The organism is Bartonella sp. HY761, from assembly GCF_026743145.1.
Classification (GTDB): domain Bacteria; phylum Pseudomonadota; class Alphaproteobacteria; order Rhizobiales; family Rhizobiaceae; genus HY038.
This window is the reverse complement of the sequence record NZ_CP104887.1, coordinates 3,106,520-3,127,103: the sequence shown is the minus strand read 5'-3', so window position 1 is coordinate 3,127,103 and position 20,584 is coordinate 3,106,520. Positions and strand designations below refer to the sequence as shown.

At 39.7% G+C, this 20,584-nt stretch carries 16 protein-coding genes; 10 read left to right on the top strand and 6 right to left on the bottom strand.

Features of this window, described 5'->3' with window-relative positions; all coding sequences use genetic code 11:
- Positions 1-236 precede the first annotated feature (236 nt).
- The 9 genes from hemJ to N6A79_RS13385 all read left to right on the top strand — a co-directional run bounded on the left by hemJ (position 237) and on the right by N6A79_RS13385 (position 13,013).
- Positions 237-758, top strand: coding sequence for a protoporphyrinogen oxidase HemJ (hemJ, locus tag N6A79_RS13420; protein WP_442784286.1), 522 nt, complete (start codon positions 237-239; stop codon positions 756-758).
- A gap of 463 nt (positions 759-1,221) precedes the next feature.
- On the top strand, positions 1,222-4,191 hold the full coding sequence (gene polA / locus N6A79_RS13415; protein ID WP_268546326.1) for a DNA polymerase I: 2,970 nt from the start codon (positions 1,222-1,224) through the stop codon (positions 4,189-4,191).
- A gap of 547 nt (positions 4,192-4,738) precedes the next feature.
- A complete protein-coding gene (locus N6A79_RS15925) occupies positions 4,739-4,957 on the top strand; it encodes a DUF1440 domain-containing protein (protein ID WP_442784238.1) in 219 nt (72 codons plus the stop codon).
- A gap of 373 nt (positions 4,958-5,330) precedes the next feature.
- On the top strand, positions 5,331-6,596 hold the full coding sequence (rho, locus tag N6A79_RS13410; protein WP_182418116.1) for a transcription termination factor Rho: 1,266 nt from the start codon (positions 5,331-5,333) through the stop codon (positions 6,594-6,596).
- Between the two features lie 232 nt (positions 6,597-6,828).
- Positions 6,829-8,136, top strand: a complete 1,308-nt coding sequence (mnmE, locus tag N6A79_RS13405; RefSeq protein WP_268546325.1) for a tRNA uridine-5-carboxymethylaminomethyl(34) synthesis GTPase MnmE — start codon at positions 6,829-6,831, stop codon at positions 8,134-8,136.
- A gap of 564 nt (positions 8,137-8,700) precedes the next feature.
- Positions 8,701-10,572, top strand: a complete 1,872-nt coding sequence (mnmG, locus tag N6A79_RS13400; RefSeq protein ID WP_268546324.1) for a tRNA uridine-5-carboxymethylaminomethyl(34) synthesis enzyme MnmG — start codon at positions 8,701-8,703, stop codon at positions 10,570-10,572.
- Complete coding sequence (gene rsmG, locus N6A79_RS13395; RefSeq protein ID WP_442784237.1) at positions 10,572-11,216, top strand: 16S rRNA (guanine(527)-N(7))-methyltransferase RsmG; 645 nt, start codon at positions 10,572-10,574, stop codon at positions 11,214-11,216. Before mnmG ends, rsmG begins: the two co-directional genes overlap by 1 nt.
- A gap of 1 nt (position 11,217) precedes the next feature.
- Positions 11,218-12,021, top strand: coding sequence for a ParA family protein (locus N6A79_RS13390; RefSeq protein ID WP_182418113.1), 804 nt, complete (start codon positions 11,218-11,220; stop codon positions 12,019-12,021).
- A gap of 110 nt (positions 12,022-12,131) precedes the next feature.
- Positions 12,132-13,013 carry a ParB/RepB/Spo0J family partition protein gene (locus N6A79_RS13385; protein ID WP_268546322.1) on the top strand — a complete coding sequence of 294 codons (882 nt, stop codon included), beginning with the start codon at positions 12,132-12,134 and terminating at the stop codon, positions 13,011-13,013.
- Positions 13,014-13,102: 89 nt separating this feature from the next.
- On the opposite strand, the gene N6A79_RS13380 is transcribed toward N6A79_RS13385, so the two are convergent.
- Together N6A79_RS13380 and N6A79_RS13375 are read right to left on the bottom strand one after the other, a co-directional pair.
- The gene (locus N6A79_RS13380) at positions 13,103-14,035 is read right to left on the bottom strand and encodes a hypothetical protein (protein WP_268546321.1); all 933 of its coding nucleotides are present in this window, start codon (positions 14,033-14,035) and stop codon (positions 13,103-13,105) included.
- 41 nt (positions 14,036-14,076) lie between these two features.
- Positions 14,077-15,000, bottom strand: coding sequence for a hypothetical protein (locus N6A79_RS13375; protein WP_268546320.1), 924 nt, complete (start codon positions 14,998-15,000; stop codon positions 14,077-14,079).
- 183 nt (positions 15,001-15,183) lie between these two features.
- Between N6A79_RS13375 and N6A79_RS13370 the strand changes: the two genes are divergently transcribed.
- Positions 15,184-15,792, top strand: a complete 609-nt coding sequence (locus tag N6A79_RS13370) for a hypothetical protein (protein WP_268546318.1) — start codon at positions 15,184-15,186, stop codon at positions 15,790-15,792.
- Positions 15,793-16,354: 562 nt separating this feature from the next.
- Here the strand turns inward: N6A79_RS13370 and N6A79_RS13360 are convergent.
- From N6A79_RS13360 to N6A79_RS13345, 4 genes are all read right to left on the bottom strand, one after another.
- Positions 16,355-16,732: a hypothetical protein gene (locus tag N6A79_RS13360; protein WP_268546317.1), complete on the bottom strand. Its 378-nt coding sequence runs from the start codon at positions 16,730-16,732 to the stop codon at positions 16,355-16,357.
- A 102-nt stretch (positions 16,733-16,834) separates the two neighbouring features.
- Positions 16,835-18,718 (bottom strand): cobaltochelatase subunit CobT, encoded by a 1,884-nt coding sequence (gene cobT / locus N6A79_RS13355; protein ID WP_268546316.1) that lies wholly within the window; start codon positions 18,716-18,718, stop codon positions 16,835-16,837.
- Between the two features lie 93 nt (positions 18,719-18,811).
- Positions 18,812-19,801, bottom strand: coding sequence for a cobaltochelatase subunit CobS (gene cobS, locus N6A79_RS13350; protein WP_182418107.1), 990 nt, complete (start codon positions 19,799-19,801; stop codon positions 18,812-18,814).
- A 289-nt stretch (positions 19,802-20,090) separates the two neighbouring features.
- The gene (locus N6A79_RS13345) at positions 20,091-20,573 is read right to left on the bottom strand and encodes a DUF2247 family protein (protein ID WP_268546314.1); all 483 of its coding nucleotides are present in this window, start codon (positions 20,571-20,573) and stop codon (positions 20,091-20,093) included.
- Positions 20,574-20,584: the final 11 nt, after the last annotated feature.

The window sequence follows — 20,584 nt, the reverse complement described above, 5'->3', positions numbered from 1 at the left end:
AAGATACTGATTTAAAATATTATTTTTAAAAAAAGCCGAGGATTTTTCCTTGGCTTTTTTTGTTGTGTCGAATTGTCACGAATTATTTTTGCATATTTTCTAATTTCTTCGCTATAATCTCAAGAATTATTCTAGATTCCTTTGCTTTTTCAGCAATTTTTTAGAATTTATAAATCAGTAAAACTATGTGTATTTCAAAATTAGGCAAAAAAATGCAAAATGAAAAATCAAGCTCAATGAGCAAAACAACTATTTGGATAAGGGCAATTGTTTCATTACTGATTGTTGTTATTGGTTTATTTCTTTTGCTAAAAATTGAAAGCCCAATGGCTCAGCTCTGGTTTAAGGCTGTCCACATTATCGCTGTTATTAGTTGGATGGCGGGAATGCTTTATTTGCCGCGTCTATTTGTCAATCATTGCCGGGTAAAAATTGGTTCTGAAACATCTGAAGTTTTTAAAGGCATGGAAAAGCGCCTTTTGCGCTACATCATCAATCCAGCGATGATTGTTACTTGGATTACAGGGCTTTGGCTTGCCTTAACGATTGGCGCATTTCATGATGGTTGGTTCCATTTGAAATTTACGGCGGTTATTTTGCTTTCGGCATTTCATGGTGTTTTATCACGTGGTGTCCGGCTTTTTGGCCAGGATAAGAATACTAAGTCTGAAAAAACCTGGCGAATTTTAAATGAAGTTCCAACAATTTTAATGATTATTATCGTTATTTCAGTAGTTGTACTACGTTATACTTTATAATTTCGTTTTGAAATTTATATATTAATATTATAAAAATATAGTTTTAAAAAAAATAAGACCGTCGTGGTGAGGGGAACCACAACGGTCTATCTGTGCACTTTAATAGTAGATTTCCGGAGAGGGGATCGGTTTCTACTATATCTGGAAATAAAGAAATAATCTTAAAAATCCAGATACCAACTTAATTGGTTGATAGGTTTTATTTAATAATTCAAAAGTGGCATTTCAAAGGCATTTAAATTAATAATTCGTAACATTTTAGTGAGTAGGTTTGCTGGGATTGTTGAGTAGAAAAGTTTTAGGAAATTTTTTAAAAAAAATAAAAAAATATTTATAATCAATGGGTTAAAAAATATTTTTAAATTAGCTTAAGCGAATCGGTTTTTTTATGGCAGTTTTTAAGCTATGAAAGACGTTAAAGCTTTAAAAATGCACGTTGTAATTACTATTTTCGGATATCATAATGGATAAAAATAGCCATCTTTTTCTCGTTGATGGGTCGGGATATATATTTCGCGCATTTCATGCGCTGCCGCCTTTGACGCGTAAAAGTGATGGTTTGCCAGTCGGTGCAGTTGCTGGTTTTTGCAATATGCTATGGAAATTAGTGCGTGACTCACGTGAAACATCGGTTGGCGATGCACCGACACATTTTGCCGTAATTTTTGATTATTCATCGGCAACTTTTCGTAAAGAAATTTATCCAGAATATAAGGCTAATCGTTCAGCGCCACCTGAAGAGCTAATTCCACAATTTGGGTTAATTAGGCAAGCAACCCAAGCATTTAATTTGCCTTGCATTGAAAAAGAAGGTTTTGAAGCCGACGATATTATCGCAACTTATGCAAAACAAGCCAGCAACGTAGGTGCGCGAGTTACAATAGTATCTTCAGATAAGGATTTGATGCAGCTGGTTAATGACCATGTTGGTCTTTATGATGGCATGAAAGATCGCCATATTGACGTGGCTGCGGTTATTGAAAAATGGGGTGTTGGCCCTGAAAAAATGGTTGATTTGCAGGCCATGATGGGCGATTCAACCGACAATGTTCCCGGTATTCCCGGTATTGGGCCAAAGACTGCGGCGCAACTGATCGAACAATTTGGTGATCTTGATAATTTATTGGCAAAAGCTGATGAAATTCCGCAAAAAAAACGGCGTGAAAATATCATTGAATTTGCTAATCAAGCGCGTTTATCGCGCGAATTGGTAAAATTATGCGATACTGTTCCGCTTGATATTGACCTTGATGGTTTGTTTTTAGAGGCAGAAAATGGTCCTAAACTCATTGCTTTTTTAAAAGCCTTGGAGATTAACACGCTAACCCGCCGTGTTGCCGAAGCCACCAATTGTGATGCAAGCGCCATAAGTCCTGCAACGCTTGATATTGAATGGGGCAGTAAAGCGCATGGGCCTGATTTGGATGTTGATGAAACAGACGGTAAAAGTGCAGGGCAGGGCGATCTTTTTGGTGACCCAATTGCTAAAACGCCAGTTGAAACAACAATAAATGCGAATGGCGATCCCATTTTTAGTTTCGCGCAATTGGCTGAAGAAACACGCCTTGAAGCTGCCTCATCAAAAATTATCTATGAAGATTATACGACAATTCGCGATGAAGCTATTTTGAAACAATGGTTAGATCAGGCAATAGATCAAGGTTTTATGGCGTTTGATACCGAGACAACAGCTCTTGATCCAATGGTGGCAGAGCTTGTTGGGTTTTCTATTGCGCTCGCGCCTAATAAATCTGCTTATGTGCCGCTAAACCATATTAGCGGCAAAAAAGATCTTTTAAATAGTGGTGTGGTTGAAAATCAGCTTGACCAAAATATTGCTTTGGATTTGTTAAAACCAGTGCTTGAAGATAGTTCTGTCTTAAAAATTGCGCAAAATATGAAATATGACTGGTTGGTTATGCATCAACATGGCATTGATATTACCGCTTTTGATGACACCATGCTATTATCCTATGTACTTGATTCTGGTGCTTTTTCTCACGGTATGGATGCTTTGTCCGAGCGTTGGCTTGGGCATAAACCAATCAGCTACAAAGACGTTACCGGTAGTGGCAAAACTGCTATTTCCTTTGCGGCAGTTGATATTGAAAAAGCAAGCCAATATGCGGCCGAAGATAGCGATATTACATTGCGCCTTTGGCAGGTTTTAAAACCGCAAGTTGATGCAAATGCTCTTGCCCGTGTTTATCAGCGTTTAGAACAACCGCTTGTAACCGTTCTTGCCAAGATGGAAGAACGTGGCATATTGGTTGATAGGCAAATTCTATCGCGGCTTTCTGGCGAATTTGCTCAAAAGGCTGCAGGAATTGAAGACGAAATCTATAAGCTTGCTGGTGAAAAATTCAATATTGGTTCGCCTAAACAATTGGGTGATATTCTTTTTGATAAAATGGGCTTACCAGGCGGCGCTAAAACAAAAACCGGTCAATGGTCTACTTCGGTGCAAGTTTTAGATGAATTGGCTTTATCAGGCCATGAATTACCGAGCAAAATTGTTGAATGGCGGCAACTAAGCAAATTGCAATCTACCTATACTGACGCATTGCCTAATTTCATTAATAAAAAAACGGGGCGTGTCCATACAAATTATGCAATGGCAGCAACCTCAACAGGGCGGTTATCATCATCAGAACCCAATTTGCAAAATATTCCGGTCCGTACCAAAGAAGGTCGGCAAATTAGAACCGCGTTTATTGCAGGGGAGGGCAATGTTTTGCTTTCTGCTGATTATAGCCAGATTGAACTGCGTGTTCTTGCCCATGTTGCTGATATTCCCCAATTGAAAAAGGCTTTCGCCGATGGTTTGGATATCCATGCCATGACAGCAAGTGAAATGTTTGGGGTGCCTATTGATGGTATGCCCTCAGAAACGAGAAGACGCGCCAAAGCAATTAATTTTGGCATTATTTACGGCATATCCGCTTTTGGCTTGGCAAATCAGCTTGGCATTTCTCGAGAAGAAGCCTCGCAATATATTAAAACTTATTTTGAGCGCTTTCCAGGTATTCGTAATTATATGGAAGATACTAAGGAATTTGTTCGCAATCATGGTTATGTCGAAGATATTTTTGGCCGCCGTGCTCATTTTCCAGAGATTAAATCGTCCAAGGCACAAATTAGGGCATTTAACGAGCGGGCTGCAATTAATGCGCCTATTCAAGGGGCTGCTGCTGATATTATCCGCCGTGCGATGATCCGCATGGATGATGCATTGTTCAATAATGACTTAAGTGCAAAAATGTTATTGCAAGTTCATGACGAATTGATTTTCGAATTGCCTATTGATGAAAGCGATAAGACGATTAAAGTCGTTAAAGATATAATGGAAAATGCCGCTATGCCTGCGGTTAATCTTTCTGTTCCATTGCAAGTTGATGCTCGTACCGCTAAAAACTGGGATGAAGCGCATTAATCTCATTGTTAAGTTTTTGTAGCGCTGTTGCTTATAGCTTTTATTGGTAAAATTATTAATAGATTAAACGCAATTTTAAGCTCGTCAATATATTTGCGTTTCATTTTAAAGTCGAGATTAAATCCTTAACATTGAGACTGTTGGTGCTGCGCTAACTTGTCAAAGCACCAAGGATTGACGATATTTGGTATTAATTTTCAATATTGAGATATCTTTACCAATCTAGGCATTTCTCATCCCTATAACCCACAAATGTTCTGATTAATTCAGTGAAATGCATTAACCATGCAAAAAGATTATTCTTTGCATAGTTAAATGTTGAAGTAGGGGTAATTAGCTTGTCAGAAAAAACAATCAATTACAAAATCATCATATGGACCACCGTTATTGGCGGCTTTTTAGGCTCGCTCGTCAAATGGGGATATGGGGTTAACATGGCACCCACTTGCTTGGTGAAGTTTCACAACCAGGGGCTCATATTGATGATTGACTTGCTTGGCTAGAGGTAGATTAGCACTCTCTAGATTACATCTATCAAGGTAATAGCGTGCTTGGCGTAGTAACTCTTTATCATTGGTTATTTAGTTTTGCCTTTGCCTTTGTTTATGTTGTTTGGTCAATTTATTGGCCTACAATACGCTTATGGCACAGCACGTTATTCGATATTATTACTTTTGTCATGCATGGTTTCTTTATTGCGTTGCTTGGCTTTAGAAATTCTATATACGCCGATGGTTGTGTTGGTTGGCTATGGAATTTAAACTAGTATGAGCTTTGGAGTGAAATTTTAGGTCATATTTATCGGGCGGTTTCTATTGAAATTTGTATGATTGCCGTACTTGCTCATTTTGCACGACCAATTTCAGTGCATTGGTGACGTTAATATTTGGGACTTTTAAAAATGCTATAGGCTTGAGATTGTCATAGGTCTTAAGCCTTCAGTGTAAATTTTACATTTTATAGCGTTACTTTTTTATGACCACCAATTCGAGTAGGCATTAATAATTCTCCTTGCTTTTTTAGGCTTTTTCCCCTATATAACATCCATCCCTCCTTTTTGTCTTCCATCATCATTTAATCTGCTATCTCTAGCGACATGTTGGCGACAAGTTTTTCCATTATTATTATATGAGATTTTTATGCAAGAAATGAAGCTTCAAGAACTGAAGAGCAAAACACCGGTGGAGTTGCTTGCACTCGCCGAAACGCTTGAGGTTGAAAACGCCAATGCAATGCGCAAACAAGAATTGATGTTTGCAATTTTGAAAAAATTGGCTCTACAAGATGTTGAAATTATTGGTGAAGGTGTTGTTGAAGTATTGCAAGATGGCTTTGGTTTCTTGCGTTCAGCTGATGCCAATTATTTGCCAGGCCCGGACGATATTTATCTTTCACCATCGCAAATTCGTCGTTTTTCTTTAAAAACAGGCGATACGGTTGAAGGCCCAATTCGCGGCCCTAAAGAAGGTGAGCGTTATTTTGCCCTTCTTAAAATTAATCTAATTAATTTTGAAGATCCTGACAAAATCCGTCACAAGACCCATTTTGATAATTTAACGCCGCTTTATCCAAATGAGCGTTTACGGATGGAAACCGATAATCCAACCCAAAAGGATATGTCACCACGGGTAATCGATCTTGTTGCACCCTTGGGTAAGGGGCAGCGCGGTCTTATCGTTGCGCCTCCGCGTACTGGTAAAACCGTTCTTCTACAAAATATTGCCCATGCTATTACCGAAAACCATCCTGAATGCTATCTCATCGTTTTATTGATTGACGAGCGTCCTGAAGAAGTGACGGATATGCAGCGCTCGGTTAAGGGTGAAGTTGTATCTTCAACTTTTGACGAACCAGCAACCCGTCACGTTCAAGTCGCTGAAATGGTCATTGAAAAGGCCAAGCGCTTGGTTGAACATGGTCGCGATGTGGTTATTCTTCTTGACTCGATTACGCGTCTTGGCCGCGCTTATAATACGGTTATTCCTTCATCAGGTAAGGTTTTGACCGGTGGTGTGGATGCAAACGCATTGCAACGGCCAAAGCGCTTTTTTGGTGCAGCGCGTAATATTGAAGAAGGTGGCTCGCTCACCATTATTGCAACGGCGCTTATTGATACCGGTAGTCGTATGGATGAAGTTATCTTTGAAGAATTTAAAGGTACCGGCAACTCAGAAATCGTGCTTGATCGTAAGGTTGCTGATAAGCGTATCTTCCCAGCCATGGATATTCTTAAATCTGGTACTCGTAAAGAAGACTTGCTTGTAACCCGTCAAGACCTTCAAAAAATCTTCGTTCTGCGCCGTATTCTTTCATCAATGGGCACTACCGATGCTATCGAGTTCTTGATTGATAAGTTGAAGCAAACCAAAAATAACGACGAATTTTTTGATTCAATGAATACGTAATTTTAAAATTACTCTCATTTCTAAACTTTATAATGCCGACCTTTGGGTCGGCATTTTTGTTGAATATATGGTTCACCTTGTATAATCTATTTAGAAATTTGATTTATAAAACAGGGTTAGTTTTTGAAATTAGATGCTTGTAATATGTGAGCATAAATTTAACTAATCATAATTAGTTTGAATAAACATTGACACATATGTTTTGTGCAAGAAGTCATTATTGAGGTTTAATATGGAAACGATTTTCGCGCTATCAAGTGGTGCCTTACCATCTGGTGTAGCGGTGATTAGGATTTCGGGTACTGAAACCAAAGCGGTTTTATCAGCGCTTTGTCAGGGCATATTAAAACCGCGTGTTATGCATTATCGTACACTAAAAGATGGGGGTGGTGATATTATTGATAATGGCTTGGTGGTGTTCTTTAAAGGGCCGCAAAGCTTCACGGGTGAAGATTGTGCAGAACTCCATATTCATGGTGGTCGTGCAGTGGTACAAAAACTGTTGGATGTGCTTGGTGCGTTCCCCAATTGTCGTCAAGCAGAAGCAGGGGAGTTTGCCCGCCGTGCTTTTGCTGAAGGCAAGTTAGATCTAACTGAAGCAGAAGGCTTAGCCGATCTTATTGAAGCGGAAACTGAAAGCCAACGCAAATTGGCACTTATGGGTGCAAGCGGTGCGTTGGCAGAGCTTTATCGCAATTGGCGAAAGGAATTGATATTTTGCCGCGCCATGATCGAGGCAGAACTTGATTTTGCCGATGAGAGTGATGTTCCAGGTTCAGTATCGAATGAAGTCTGGCAAAGAGTGAGTGCATTAAAGCAGTCTATAGAACAACATATTGAGGATGGCAAACGCGCAAATATTATGCGCGATGGTTTACGCATTGTTATTGCAGGTGCTCCTAATGCCGGCAAATCAAGTTTGATTAATCGTTTAGCTGGGCGTAAAGTTGCTATTGTTACTAATGAGGCTGGCACCACAAGAGATGCGTTGGAAGTACGACTTGTGATTTCAGGAGTGCCTGTTTTAATTACCGACACCGCTGGACTGCGTAAGACCGATAATCACATTGAAAAGGCTGGCATTGAAATTGCTGAAGAACATATCCTAACTGCTGATCTTGTTCTTATGCTCGAAGATATGCAAAATCCAACGCCGATCGAATTGCCAAAGACAGAGGCTAATATTTGGCATATTGGCAATAAGCTTGATTATGGGGAAGGGGAGGCGGCGCGTTGGCCCCTACAAATTTCAGCCGCAACCGGTGAGAATTGGCAAGAATTTATTGATAGACTCGAAGCCTTCTGCAGTGCGCGGGCAGGCGATGTAAGTAAGCTAGTGCCGGCACGAAAAAGGCAAGTTAGCCTTTTGGTTAGTGGTATGCAAGAACTGGAATATTCGCTAGTTAAACACGATATTGACTTAGAGTTACGCGCTGAGCATTTGCGTTTAGCGGCTAATGCAATTGGGCGAATTACTGGCGATGTTGATGTTGAAGATCTCTTAGATGTCATTTTTTCAGAATTTTGCGTTGGCAAATAAAGGTCAATATTCGTGTCAAAATGGATACGTGATGGCATGTTTGCTTTGCTAAGCCGGTCATCGTGAGCGTTGTAATGCTCCTAGATATCAGTTAATATGGCTATTCTCCTGCCGTGATCCAAGTCGCCCCAACATTATAGCTAAGCTTCCAACGCCTGCGGTTAGGTTTATCGCTATATTAATAACCTATTAACCAAACATATTTTGTGATGTTTCACGTGAAACATTTAAATATGTTGGAAGGCATTGCGCTAGTTGTTTCACGTGAAACAAAGTTTTTTTAAGCAAATTAAATTACTAAATTCGCTTGATGGAAAAAAGATTTCCACTGCTATTTTGCTGTAAATAACACCATTTCAGCACGAATCTAAAGAAGCTTCTTTGCATTCACTATATTATGCAGTAAAGACTAAATCAGATATCTGATAAAACAATGGCATTTCTGAAACACTATGATGTGTCATTTGGTTTATCTTCAACTGCTGTCCTATCTTTTTATGCAATGCAGAATGTAAAATTCGACCGACGCGAGGCCACGCGATGAATTGGTCAAGGTGAAATATTATGTCAATGAATTATGATGTTATTGTTATTGGTGGAGGGCATGCCGGTACTGAAGCAGCAGCAGCCTCGGCACGGCTTGGTGCTAAAACCGCTTTAGTAACATTTTCATTTGAAACAATCGGTGTTATGTCATGTAATCCAGCCATTGGTGGTTTGGGTAAAGGCCATTTGGTTCGTGAGATCGATGCGTTAGATGGCATTATGGCGCGTGCTGCGGATCGTGGTGGTATTCAGTTCCGTCTATTAAATCGGCGTAAGGGGCCGGCAGTTCGCGGTCCCCGTACCCAAGCCGACAGAAAACTATATCGGTTGGCCGTGCAAGATCTTATTGCAAACCAACAAAATCTTACGGTGGTAGCAGGCGAAGCAGTTGACATCTCAATTGTCAACGGAGTTGTTAAAGGTGTGGTGCTTGCAGATGGGCTGCAACTCAATGCACCATCAGTGGTGCTAACAACGGGAACTTTTTTACGTGGACTAATCCATATTGGCGATAAAAATTGGCCTGCAGGGCGTATGGGTGAAGCACCGGCTGTTAAGTTGGCAGAGCGCTTGAACGAGCATGGCATTGTTCTTAGTCGTTTAAAAACGGGAACGCCGGCACGTTTGGATCGTGAAACAATTGAATGGGATCGATTGGATAAGCAGTCGCCAGATGATGTTCTAGTACCATTTTCTAGCCTTACCGATAGCATTAAGACCCCGCAAATTGATTGTGCTATTACGCGCACTAATGAACGCACCCATGCTATTATCCGTGAAAATATTCATCGCTCTGCAATGTATTCCGGTGCTATTGAGGGGATTGGCCCCCGTTACTGTCCATCTATTGAGGATAAAATTGTAAAATTCGGCGATCGCGATGGTCATCAAATATTCTTAGAGCCTGAGGGTTTAGATGATAATACAGTCTATCCTAACGGTATTTCAACCTCTCTACCTGAAGACGCGCAAGATGCGCTCATTCATTCGATTGATGGTTTGCAAAATGTTCGTATTTTGCAGCCGGGTTATGCAATTGAATATGATTTTGTTGATCCTCGTCAACTCCATCGTTCATTACAATTAAAAGCAGTGACTGGCCTATATCTTGCAGGCCAAATCAATGGTACTACTGGATATGAAGAGGCCGGCGCACAAGGCTTGATTGCCGGGTTAAATGCAGCGCGTTTTGCAGCAGGGCAAGAACCAATCATTATGCAGCGCAGCGATTCATATATTGGTGTGATGATCGATGATCTTGTGTCGCGCGGCGTCAGTGAGCCTTATCGCATGTTTACATCGCGAGCTGAATTCCGCTTGTCTTTGCGTGCTGATAATGCGGATGAGCGTTTGACACCATTAGCTATTGAACTAGGTCTTTGCGGATCAGAGCGCATTGCCGCCTATGAGGAACGCGAAGGCAAATTGGATGCCTTGCGCGCTCTACTAAAATCCGTCAACCTTACGCCCAATGAAGCCGCCCAACATGGCTTACAGATTAATCGTGATGGGCAACGGCGCACCGCCTATGATCTTTTGTCTTATAATGATATTTCCATTGCTAGCCTTACTAGTATTTGGCCAGAACTTAATGGCGTAGATGCTAAAACAATTGAGTTGATGGAGATAGAAGCTCAATATGCTGTTTATATGGAACGTCAAGAGCAAGACATGGCTGCACTGCGTCGCGATGAAAAGCTTTATATTCCTGAGGATCTTGATCTCAATTCGATATCTGGCCTATCAAATGAGCTGAAGATTAAGATCGCGGCTCGGGCACCACGTACAATTGCCGAAGCGCAGCGTATTGATGGTATAACCCCTGCTGCTTTATCTTTAATTATTACCCATATCCAAAGGCAACGCCGCAGCCAAAAGGATGTAGCATAATGGTAGATAAATTTGATCAATTGAAAGCGATATTGCCAGATGTTTCACGTGAAACATTTGATAATTTAATCGCTTTTGAAGAGCTGGTTTTGAAATGGCAAGCCAAAATAAATTTGGTGGCAAATAACGCAATTAGTGAACTTTGGCAGCGCCATATCCTTGATAGTGTTCAGCTTTATCAATATGGGCTTGGCGCCAATCAATGGTTTGATATAGGATCTGGCGGCGGCTTTCCCGGCATCATTCTTGCAATATTGATGAAACAGCAAGGGCAAGGCGAAATCTGCCTTATCGAGAGTAATAGTAAAAAATGCGCATTTTTAAATACCGCAATTGCGCATTTCGATCTGACTGCCAAAGTATATAATGATCGCATTGAAAATAGTAGCTTAGTTCAACAAGCACCAGATATTATTTCGGCGCGCGCTTTAGCTTCGCTGACCGAATTATTTGGTCTATGTCAAAACTGGCTTGCTAAACCGAGTACTTATGCTCTTTTTCAAAAGGGTAAAAATTATAAGGATGAGATCTTGGAAGCACAGCTTTTATGGTCTTTCGATGTTGAGGTTTTCCAAAGTGTGATCGATAAAGATTCGGTTATTTTGAAAATCTCCAATCTTTTTCCGTTAACAAAGGAAGCGTAACATGAGTGATCAGGTACGTATTATTGCAATAGCTAACCAAAAGGGTGGCGTTGGTAAAACAACCACAGCGATTAACCTTGCTACTGCTTTGGCTGCTATAGGCGAAAAAGTCTTAGTATTGGATATCGATCCACAAGGAAATGCGAGTACCGGACTTGGTATTGACCGTAATAACCGCCGTCTATCATCCTATGATGTGGTGATTGAGGGTGTTTCAGTCGTTGATGCTGCGCTTGCTACCGATGTTCCAAACCTTTCCATCGTGCCATCGACCCTTGATTTGCTAGGTGTTGAAATGGAAATAGCGGCGCGCGCGGACCGTTCTCATCGTTTGCGTTTGGCTTTACGTGATGACCCAAGAGTTAAACATAAGTTTTCTTACATTCTTATTGATTGCCCACCATCTTTCAATCTTTTAACTCTAAATGCCATGGGTGCTTCGGATTCTGTTCTTGTACCACTGCAATGTGAGTTTTTGGCATTGGAAGGTTTAAGCCAGTTGTTAGAAACAATTAAGCAAGTGCGTTCAAGCCTTAATCCGCATCTTACCATACAAGGTATTGTCCTTACCATGTATGATGGGCGTAATAATCTTGCTAATCAAGTGGTGGATGATGTACGTTCTTTTATGGGTGAAAAGGTATATCGTACTGTCATTCCTCGTAATGTGCGCGTATCTGAAGCACCAAGCTTTGGTAAGCCGGCGCTACTATATGATTTGAAATGTGCGGGTAGCCAAGCCTATTTGCAATTGGCGTCAGAAGTTATTCAACGAGAACGGCGTTTGCGTTACGAAAATGCATAAATCGCGTGATTTATAATTTATGGAACATTGGTTTTGCCATTTAGTGTTATTATCATTATTGGGCGATCTATTTTCTAAGTTTAGAAAAGCTTGCGGAAAACGGAATTAATATGAGTGAAGATAAATCAAAAAAAAGATTAGGGCGTGGGCTTGCTGCGCTAATTGGCGATATTGAAGCCCCGCAGGCTTCGCCCGACGTAGTGGTTACACAGATTGCATCAGAAAAGCAGGTGCCAATTGAATTGGTATCGCGCAATCCCCGTAATCCCCGCCGAACATTTGTTGAAGCCGAGTTAGATGATCTCGCGCAATCTATTCGGGAGCATGGTATTGTGCAGCCGCTTGTTGTGCGTCCATTAGGCGGCGATTATTTTGAATTGATTGCCGGTGAACGACGCTGGCGTGCAGCGCAGCGTGCTGGCCTTGTACGTGTGCCGGTTATTGTCCGTGATGTTGATGACCGCACTGCTTTAGAGCTTGCTATTATTGAAAATGTTCAGCGTAGTGATCTTAATCCAGTGGAAGAAGCTCTGGGTTATCAGCAACTGATTGACGAACATGATTATACTCAAGCCGATCTTGCCCAAGTGATTGGTAAAAGCCGTAGCCATGTTGCCAATACTTTGCGGCTTTTAAAATTGCCACCTGAAGTGCAACAAATGGTTAATGATGGGTTACTTTCAGCTGGGCATGCACGTTGCCTTATTACTGCATCTGATCCATTGAGCCTTGCACAAAAAATTATTGCTGAAGGCTTATCAGTGCGTCAAGCGGAGGCATTGGCAGCAAAAGGCCCAGAAGAAGAAAAGCCAGCTAAAATACCGGTTGAAAAAGATGCTGACACCAAGGCATTAGAGCGGCGTATTGGTGATTGCCTTGGACTTAAGGTTGATATTAAATATAATAAGAAAGGTGGAGATATCCGTATTTCTTATAAAACGCTTGAGCAGCTCGATGATCTTTGCCAGCGATTAGGCGCACAAATTGCTTGATTTTCGATGATTTAATAATTTTAGGCCCGGCAGATAAGTTATCTGCCGGGCTTTAACTTTCCACTTAATAGCATAATTGCTATGTGCGTTCACTTATTCGTTTGCTGATTTTTTGGTATAGATAGGTTATTGATCTGCTCCCAAGGGATTGGTCCACCAAATATGTCTTGTGTATTTTCGTCTGCCTCATATTGTGGATAGCGCTTCAATATCTTCATAGCTAATATTTGCCTATTTTTACTTTGTTCATCACCGCGCTGTTTATATGCTGAAATATAAGCCATTGCGTCGACAATATCATTCATTTGAATATTGTCTAAATATCCTTCGTCAATGAGCTTAGATAATTCTTCGTAACCAGTTATTGATAGACCTAACTGCCCAACGAGATTTATGCCGTTATCATTGCGAGCCCAGATATTCGCACCAGCTTCCACTAAAATGTGAACACCATCATAATTCTGCGCAAGGGCAACCATCATCACCAATGGTCTATCATTAGCCTGTCTAAATCTAAAGTTAGGATCGCCACCATGTTTTAAGTAAATTTCAATAAGTTTGGTTCGGTATATGCGATCTGCAGCTTCGTCATTGTCGCCAAATGAGTCCAAAGCACTAATGAATTCCGGTTCACTATTTAATAGCGGTCTTTTCGCCATGGTATAATCAGCGCCATTGCCGATAAGTAAGTCAATTGCTTGAACGTTATGTTGTGCCATGGCATGAAAAAGCAATGTGGTTTCATCTCCATAACGTTGATTTATTCCGTTGGGTGGAAGCGCCGCCAGCTCACTTTGGTTAATTGTTTGTTCACGTTCTATTTTTTGCGCCAAATGATAGACGGGCTCACCATAATCACGAAAGAGACGATCTGATCGCGGTGTTGACTGCTTATCATAGTCAAAAGCAATTTGATGAGGTCTTTCTTGTCCAAAATCACATTTTATCACTAGACCGATAATGGTTAAAAGACTTGCGCTGATAACCAATGTGATTTTAATTTTTTGTAAGGTTGATCTCATCTTTAAGATACCCCGATTTGCAGCTGCTACATCATTGAATTTTAATCCAAATGGCCTATTTTTGGATAATATTTATTCAAAATATTAATTACGATCCAAAGGCAAAGCAGTTGGCTTGACGTATAAATAAAAGTAACAGCTGCCACGTGAATGATGGTTGATAGAGCATAAACTACATCCATTACCGCATTTGGGTTATGACCTAAATAAGAAACAAAAAGCCAAATTATCGTGACCAAGTTAACCAAAGTAGCCAAATACATAAAGTTTTTAAATGACAATTGCTTTTTATAATTTAAAATAAAGATAACTGCCAAACCGATAAATATAACACTCATATCACTTAATGTGTCAATGAGAACTTTAATCGATAAATCCTGAATACGCATATATCCTATCTGATTATAAGCTATGTGAGATAGCATTTGGGTTGCAAAGCTGAAACAGGCATTGACAATAATAAAAAGAAAGAAAAATAGTGCATAATAAACAAAATCTGCTTTTTCTTTATCAATAATAAATAATTTTTTAAAATCCTTATCAAACAGCCATTTCAAAATAATTATCACCGCAATCGTTGCTATAAGTACATTACGCTGGCATTTCAAAAAAAATGACATTGGGGTTTCAATTGTGCCAAAAGTCATGGCCTCTGGCGGAGTTGTAACGTGGATTAGTCCTAACTTGGCAATGGCTAAAATTAAAGCGAATTGGATCATAAAGCCAATGATGACGTATGTTATTTTAATTAATTTAAATTTTTTGAAAGAAAGTGCAGCTGAGCCAGATATAATGGCTATTGCCACCACAAACGCAGCTATTGTTTCTATCAATTGCCTAAAGCCATCCGAGCCACCACTATAATAAGAATAAAACAATGTCGAAAAATCATTGAAAATTATGATAGCAAGCATAAATATTAATGATGTAAAAAAGACATTAAAACTATTAAAATTTTTCCGCATAAGACTTCCTTAAATTTAAAAATTTTTGCTAATATTTTAGATAACAATAAAATTTGTACGAATACTAGATTATTATCATATTTATATAACTTCAAATTTGAAATATTAATATTTTGATATAATTTTACCTAACATTATATAGTTGTTGGAATCAGACAAAATTGGTTTTGCGGGAGATGGTGAATGTCAAAACATGATTATACGATTCAACCCCTGATAGGCTTGGGATCTTTAAGGTTTAATAGCGCTTCGGAAGATAATTTTGCCTTACAAGAGGTCTATGGTAGTTTTCGCAGTATTGATCGAACGGGTGATCGTTCTTATTGGGAAGAACAAATAAAAAAAGCAAAAGATTTGGATCAAAGGAAACGTTATGAGAGCATATTAAATGCTATGAAGAACTTTGATTATACTTTAATCACTTATTATTACGGTAACTGCATTTTTGCTTGCTATAAAGATAATAAGTTAGTCGAAATTGGCGCTAATGATAAATCTATTGATATTTATTATAAAGACATCAATATTTTTAAAGATGATCCTAAAAATGTTGTAGATAGATTAATAAAAGAACTGGGTGAATTTCCTTATATTGATGATCAGCAAATTTATTTTAAAAATGCAGCTATTACACTTTCTTGCTTTATTGAAGGGGTTGTTGAGGGCGAAGTTTTATGGGCTGAAGAACATTCAGATGCAGCGGAGGAAAAATCTATGGCTTTTAATACGCATATAGATATTAGCGATGACGAATTTGCGACCTATTATCGCTATAAAGCTGGTGAGATTTAGTGATCTTTTAAATGTCTCATTTTAGATATGATGCCAAACATCTGCCTATTAGTTTGAGGGTTGATCTAACTCAGATCAACCTTGATGCCGCACGCCAATAACAGTTCTTCAATATCCCTATAGCTTAAACAATAACAATGATACTTGTTTGTAGCCTGAATACTGCTCATTGCATCAAAATGCCGAACTATTTAAATTGGCTTTATATGAATGATATTTGCAACAGAAACGGATAATCAACCAAATTTTGAAAACTTAATTCAATAACTTCGTCATGAGTAAGAAATTTCTTATACTATTTATAATTGAGTTAGCCATCAACAAAGCCCATTCCCAAATTAACTATATTAGAAAACCTTTCCATTAATGGAATAAGTATATGTGATGATTTAAGTTCCAATATCGTCATGATAGCTATTGTTTGAGGCATTTACTGATTGCTAATATGGCGTTATAATTTCGATTTGTTTCTGGAGAAAGTGGCACCCTTATTCTTTTATTATTTTTTTTTGTAAATATATCCGGTGTTAAAATAATTAAAGCATCATTTTTAATATTGTAATTAATCAGGTAATTGTTTTTCATATAAGTAATGTTCATATTTTTTTTTATTAAAAATATTTTTAAATTTTTCCTTTTTTATATCAGTATAGTAATATATGATATTATCATAATTAATATGCCCATTATCATAAAAATAAATTTCAATAGATGAATTGTAATATTCATATAACTTAAATTTATAATCAAGAGCCGTAATATTTTTGCTATTTTTATCATATGCAATAAATTTATTAATATATATATCTTCTTTTTTTATGCATTCTTTTAAAGAAAAAATTCTATGATTATTTAAATTTTTATAATTTATCCAAATGCTATCTACAGCAAATGAATTCTTTACTGAAAATAATAGTAACAATAATAATGTATATTTCATATTTAACGGCCTTGTCGCAAAATTTAAATATATAAAACATAGACCTCCAGATGTTTTAGCATTATTATTAGGTCCGTACTGGTTTATAAAGATCAATTGCTATTAGCGTTTGCTACGTTTTTTATCGCCATTTTCATCAAATAATGCTGCCAATTGCTCGGTAATTGCACCAGCAAGCTCTTCTGCATCAACAATAGTAACAGCACGGCGATAGTAACGCGTCACATCATGTCCGATACCAATGGCGATAAGCTCGATAGGCGAGCGTGTTTCAATCTCTTCAATCACACCGCGCAAATGTTTTTCTAAAAAATTACCCGGATTAACCGAAAGGGTTGAATCGTCAACAGGTGCACCATCAGAAATCATCATTAAAATGCGTCTATGTTCACTGCGTGCCAATAAACGTTGATGCGCCCAAACAAGTGCTTCACCATCAATATTTTCTTTGAGCAAGCCTTCACGCATCATCAAGCCGAGATTGCGCCTTGCTCGGCGCCAAGGTGTATCAGCGCTTTTATAGATGATGTGGCGCAAATCATTTAAGCGACCCGGATTTGCTGGCTTGCCGCGTTGTAACCATGCTTCGCGTGACTGGCCGCCACGCCATGCTTTGGTGGTAAAGCCCAATATTTCAACTTTCACGCCGCACCGCTCTAAGGTGCGAGCAAGAATATCCGTACAGGTTGCAGCAACTGTAATTGGACGACCGCGCATGGAACCAGAATTATCCAAGAGTAGGGTAACAACCGTATCGCGAAACTCTGTATCACGCTCACGCTTGAAAGAAAGCGGTTGGGCAGGATCAATAACCAAGCGGGTCAAGCGTGCTGTATCAAGATAACCTTCTTCAAGATCAAAATCCCATGAACGGTTTTGTGCGGCCATTAAGCGCCGTTGCAAGCGGTTGGCAAGTCTGCCAACGACCCCTTGCAAATTGGCCAATTGCTTGTCTAAATGGGCGCGTAACTTATCAAGCTCTTCCTCATCACAAAGCTCATTGGCTTCCACCGTTTCATCAAATTCGCGTGTGAAAACCTTATAATCGCCCAAATGCTCAAGATCAGCCAAAGCATTTTGTGGACGCCTTGTTTCACCTGGTTGCATTTCAGAATCAAGATCTTCAGTTTCCGATGCTTGTTCATCAGAATAATCAGCAGCTTCCATTTCGCCGTCTTCGGTCTCTTCCGAGCCTTGTTCGGCATTTTCGCTTTCACCACTTTCGGCGTTTTCAGGATTATCGGCTTCGCCCTCCTGATCTTCGTCTGATTGGCTTTGATCTTCCTCATCGCCATTTTCGTCAGGATTTGGATCATCGCGTAATTCTTCGCCAAGCTCCATTGCGGTTAGCATATCACGGATAGCGCGCGCAAAAGCATTTTGATCGTTGAGCTTATCGGTTAAATTTTCAAGGTTTTTACCGGCACGCGCTTCCACCCAGTCGCGCCATAGATCAACCAATGAGCCAGCTTCAACAGGGGCTTTTCGACCAGTTAATTTTTCACGCACCATCAAAGAAAGCGCTTCAGCTAGCGGCGCATCATCTTGGGATTCAATATCTTTGTAATTAGCCCGCGCATAACGCTCGCCAAGCATAGCATCAAGATTATCTGCCATACCATCCATCATTCGCGCGCCGATGGATTCAATACGGGCTTGTTCAACCGCGTCATAAATAGCGCGAGCATCATTACCTTCAGGGGCTAATTTTGCATGAATGGAAGCATTATGCCAAGCTTTGCGCAAGGACATAGAGTCACCAAGGCCACGTGTAACGGCAATATCACGCATTGTTGGGCGGCGGGATAAATCTGGCAGCCGCGCAGTGTCGCCACTTAATGAAGGGCGATCATTGGTGAAGGTCACATTAAGTTCACGGTCGGCGGCAACAGCACGCATTGTTGCGCTAATCGCACGCTTGAATGGCTCACTATCAACAGGTTTTGTCCTATTGTCGCGGCTATTATCTCCCGGTTGTGCTGCCATGGTTCTGCGCTTTTCTCTATTCTTAAACAAAGGCTTATAAAGCTAAAAATCTTAAGGAGCTTGATTTAACAAGCCCCTTTGCCTGTCACTGTTTTATGCAAAAACGGTATTGACGATCGAGTCTGGAAGATCTTCGCCAAAGGCACGTTGATAGAACTCTGCAACAATTGAGCGTTCAAGTTCATCACATTTATTTAAGAAGGTAAGGCGGAAAGCAAAACCAATATCTTTGAAAATTTCAGCGTTTTCTGCCCAAGTAATAACCGTTCTTGGGCTCATTACTGTTGATAAATCGCCATTGATAAAGGCTTGGCGGGTAAGATCAGCAACGCGCACCATGCGGCTGATAATATCGCGGCCATCGGCTTGGGTTTTGAAATGTTTCGCTTTTGCAAGAACGATTGCCACTTCATTATCATGGGGCAAATAATTCAAGGTGGTGACGATTGACCAACGATCCATTTGCGCCTGGTTGATTTGCTGTGTACCGTGATAAAGACCGGTTGTATCGCCAAGCCCAACAGTATTTGCCGTTGCAAAAAGTCGAAATGCTGGATGAGGGGCAATGACGCGGCTTTGATCAAGCAAGGTCAAGCGGCCAGAGGATTCAAGCACACGTTGGATAACAAACATCACATCAGGGCGACCTGCATCATATTCATCAAAAACCAAGGCAACATTATGCTGGTATGCCCAAGGTAAGATGCCATCTTTAAACTCGGTTATTTGTTTGCCATCTTTAACAACAATGGCATCCTTACCAACAAGGTCAATACGGCTGACATGGCTATCTAGATTAATACGCACGCAGGGCCAGTTAAGGCGGGCAGCAACTTGCTCAATATGGGTGGATTTACCAGTACCGTGATAGCCAGAAACCATAACACGGCGATTAAAAGCAAAGCCGGCTAGAATGGCAAGAGTTGTTTGGCGATCGAAAAGATAATCAGGATCACTCTGTGGCACATAATCATTGCCTTGTGAAAATGCTGGCACTTGCATATCTGTATCAATGCCGAATACATCACGGGCAGACACAGTAATGTCAGGCAAGTGCATGGTCGATTGATTATCCTCTTTCATTCTCTTTAATGCCTCCTTGGGCGAAAAATGATTTTTCCGCTTTATGATAAATATAGTGTTTTTTAAAACTATATTTAGTTTCATCTGCAAAAATATTGCAATAATTTGCCTTTTAAAATGCTTTGTTTCAAGAAAAAATTTAAGAAAACAAAGCGAAAGCCCCATCATATTCTGTTGATAGGCTGCTATACCGATGAATTGGTTATATCAGAGCAAGACATAAACACAACGCAGAAAATGCCGGATTTGTTACAATTTTGAGTGTTGTTAGTTTAAACCCATCTTGTCACTATATGCGCGTCAGGTTAAAGTTTTGATCTTCAAGCTCGCAGATAAGGTTTTGCCAATATTTCTTCATTTCTTCAATGCCGCCAATCGCACCTTCTGGCAATGGCGTATAGCGGATGAGCGGACTTAATATTTGCGGATAATCTAAATTGGCGGAAAAGCTTTCTATTTCTTGATAAGGATCATCAAACATCGTCTCATACTTCAATAAGTATTTTAGAAAAATATATATCCAATATTTTTTTGCTAGCAGTTCATTATAATTGGGTATTAGCTTTTTAAGACTAGCAACAAAATTAAAATCATGATCTTGCGCTATGAGATCGTAAAGTATATTTTCACTTCTTTCATTAAGGCTTTGAATAATATAAGCCCTTAGGTCTTTAACGCCAATAAAGCCGTTTTGTAATCCAAAATATAGGCTACCCAAATCAAGGCTATCATTAATATCGTATAGGTCTTTGCGGCTTATCGTCCAATTCATGGTTTACTCTT

Excerpts from the sequence above, each read along its gene's own strand:
- cobS (WP_182418107.1), bottom strand. The coding sequence starts at position 19,801 with ATGAAAGAGGATAATCAATCGACCATGCACTTGCCTGACATTACTGTG.
- N6A79_RS13375 (WP_268546320.1), bottom strand. The coding sequence starts at position 15,000 with ATGCGGAAAAATTTTAATAGTTTTAATGTCTTTTTTACATCATTAATA.
- N6A79_RS13370 (WP_268546318.1), top strand. The coding sequence starts at position 15,184 with ATGTCAAAACATGATTATACGATTCAACCCCTGATAGGCTTGGGATCT.
- mnmE (WP_268546325.1), top strand. The coding sequence starts at position 6,829 with ATGGAAACGATTTTCGCGCTATCAAGTGGTGCCTTACCATCTGGTGTA.
- polA (WP_268546326.1), top strand. The coding sequence starts at position 1,222 with ATGGATAAAAATAGCCATCTTTTTCTCGTTGATGGGTCGGGATATATA.
- N6A79_RS13380 (WP_268546321.1), bottom strand. The coding sequence starts at position 14,035 with ATGAGATCAACCTTACAAAAAATTAAAATCACATTGGTTATCAGCGCA.
- N6A79_RS13360 (WP_268546317.1), bottom strand. The coding sequence starts at position 16,732 with ATGAAATATACATTATTATTGTTACTATTATTTTCAGTAAAGAATTCA.
- N6A79_RS13390 (WP_182418113.1), top strand. The coding sequence starts at position 11,218 with ATGAGTGATCAGGTACGTATTATTGCAATAGCTAACCAAAAGGGTGGC.
- N6A79_RS13345 (WP_268546314.1), bottom strand. The coding sequence starts at position 20,573 with ATGAATTGGACGATAAGCCGCAAAGACCTATACGATATTAATGATAGC.
- rho (WP_182418116.1), top strand. The coding sequence starts at position 5,331 with ATGCAAGAAATGAAGCTTCAAGAACTGAAGAGCAAAACACCGGTGGAG.
- rsmG (WP_442784237.1), top strand. The coding sequence starts at position 10,572 with ATGGTAGATAAATTTGATCAATTGAAAGCGATATTGCCAGATGTTTCA.
- N6A79_RS13385 (WP_268546322.1), top strand. The coding sequence starts at position 12,132 with ATGAGTGAAGATAAATCAAAAAAAAGATTAGGGCGTGGGCTTGCTGCG.
- cobT (WP_268546316.1), bottom strand. The coding sequence starts at position 18,718 with ATGGCAGCACAACCGGGAGATAATAGCCGCGACAATAGGACAAAACCT.
- mnmG (WP_268546324.1), top strand. The coding sequence starts at position 8,701 with ATGTCAATGAATTATGATGTTATTGTTATTGGTGGAGGGCATGCCGGT.
- hemJ (WP_442784286.1), top strand. The coding sequence starts at position 237 with ATGAGCAAAACAACTATTTGGATAAGGGCAATTGTTTCATTACTGATT.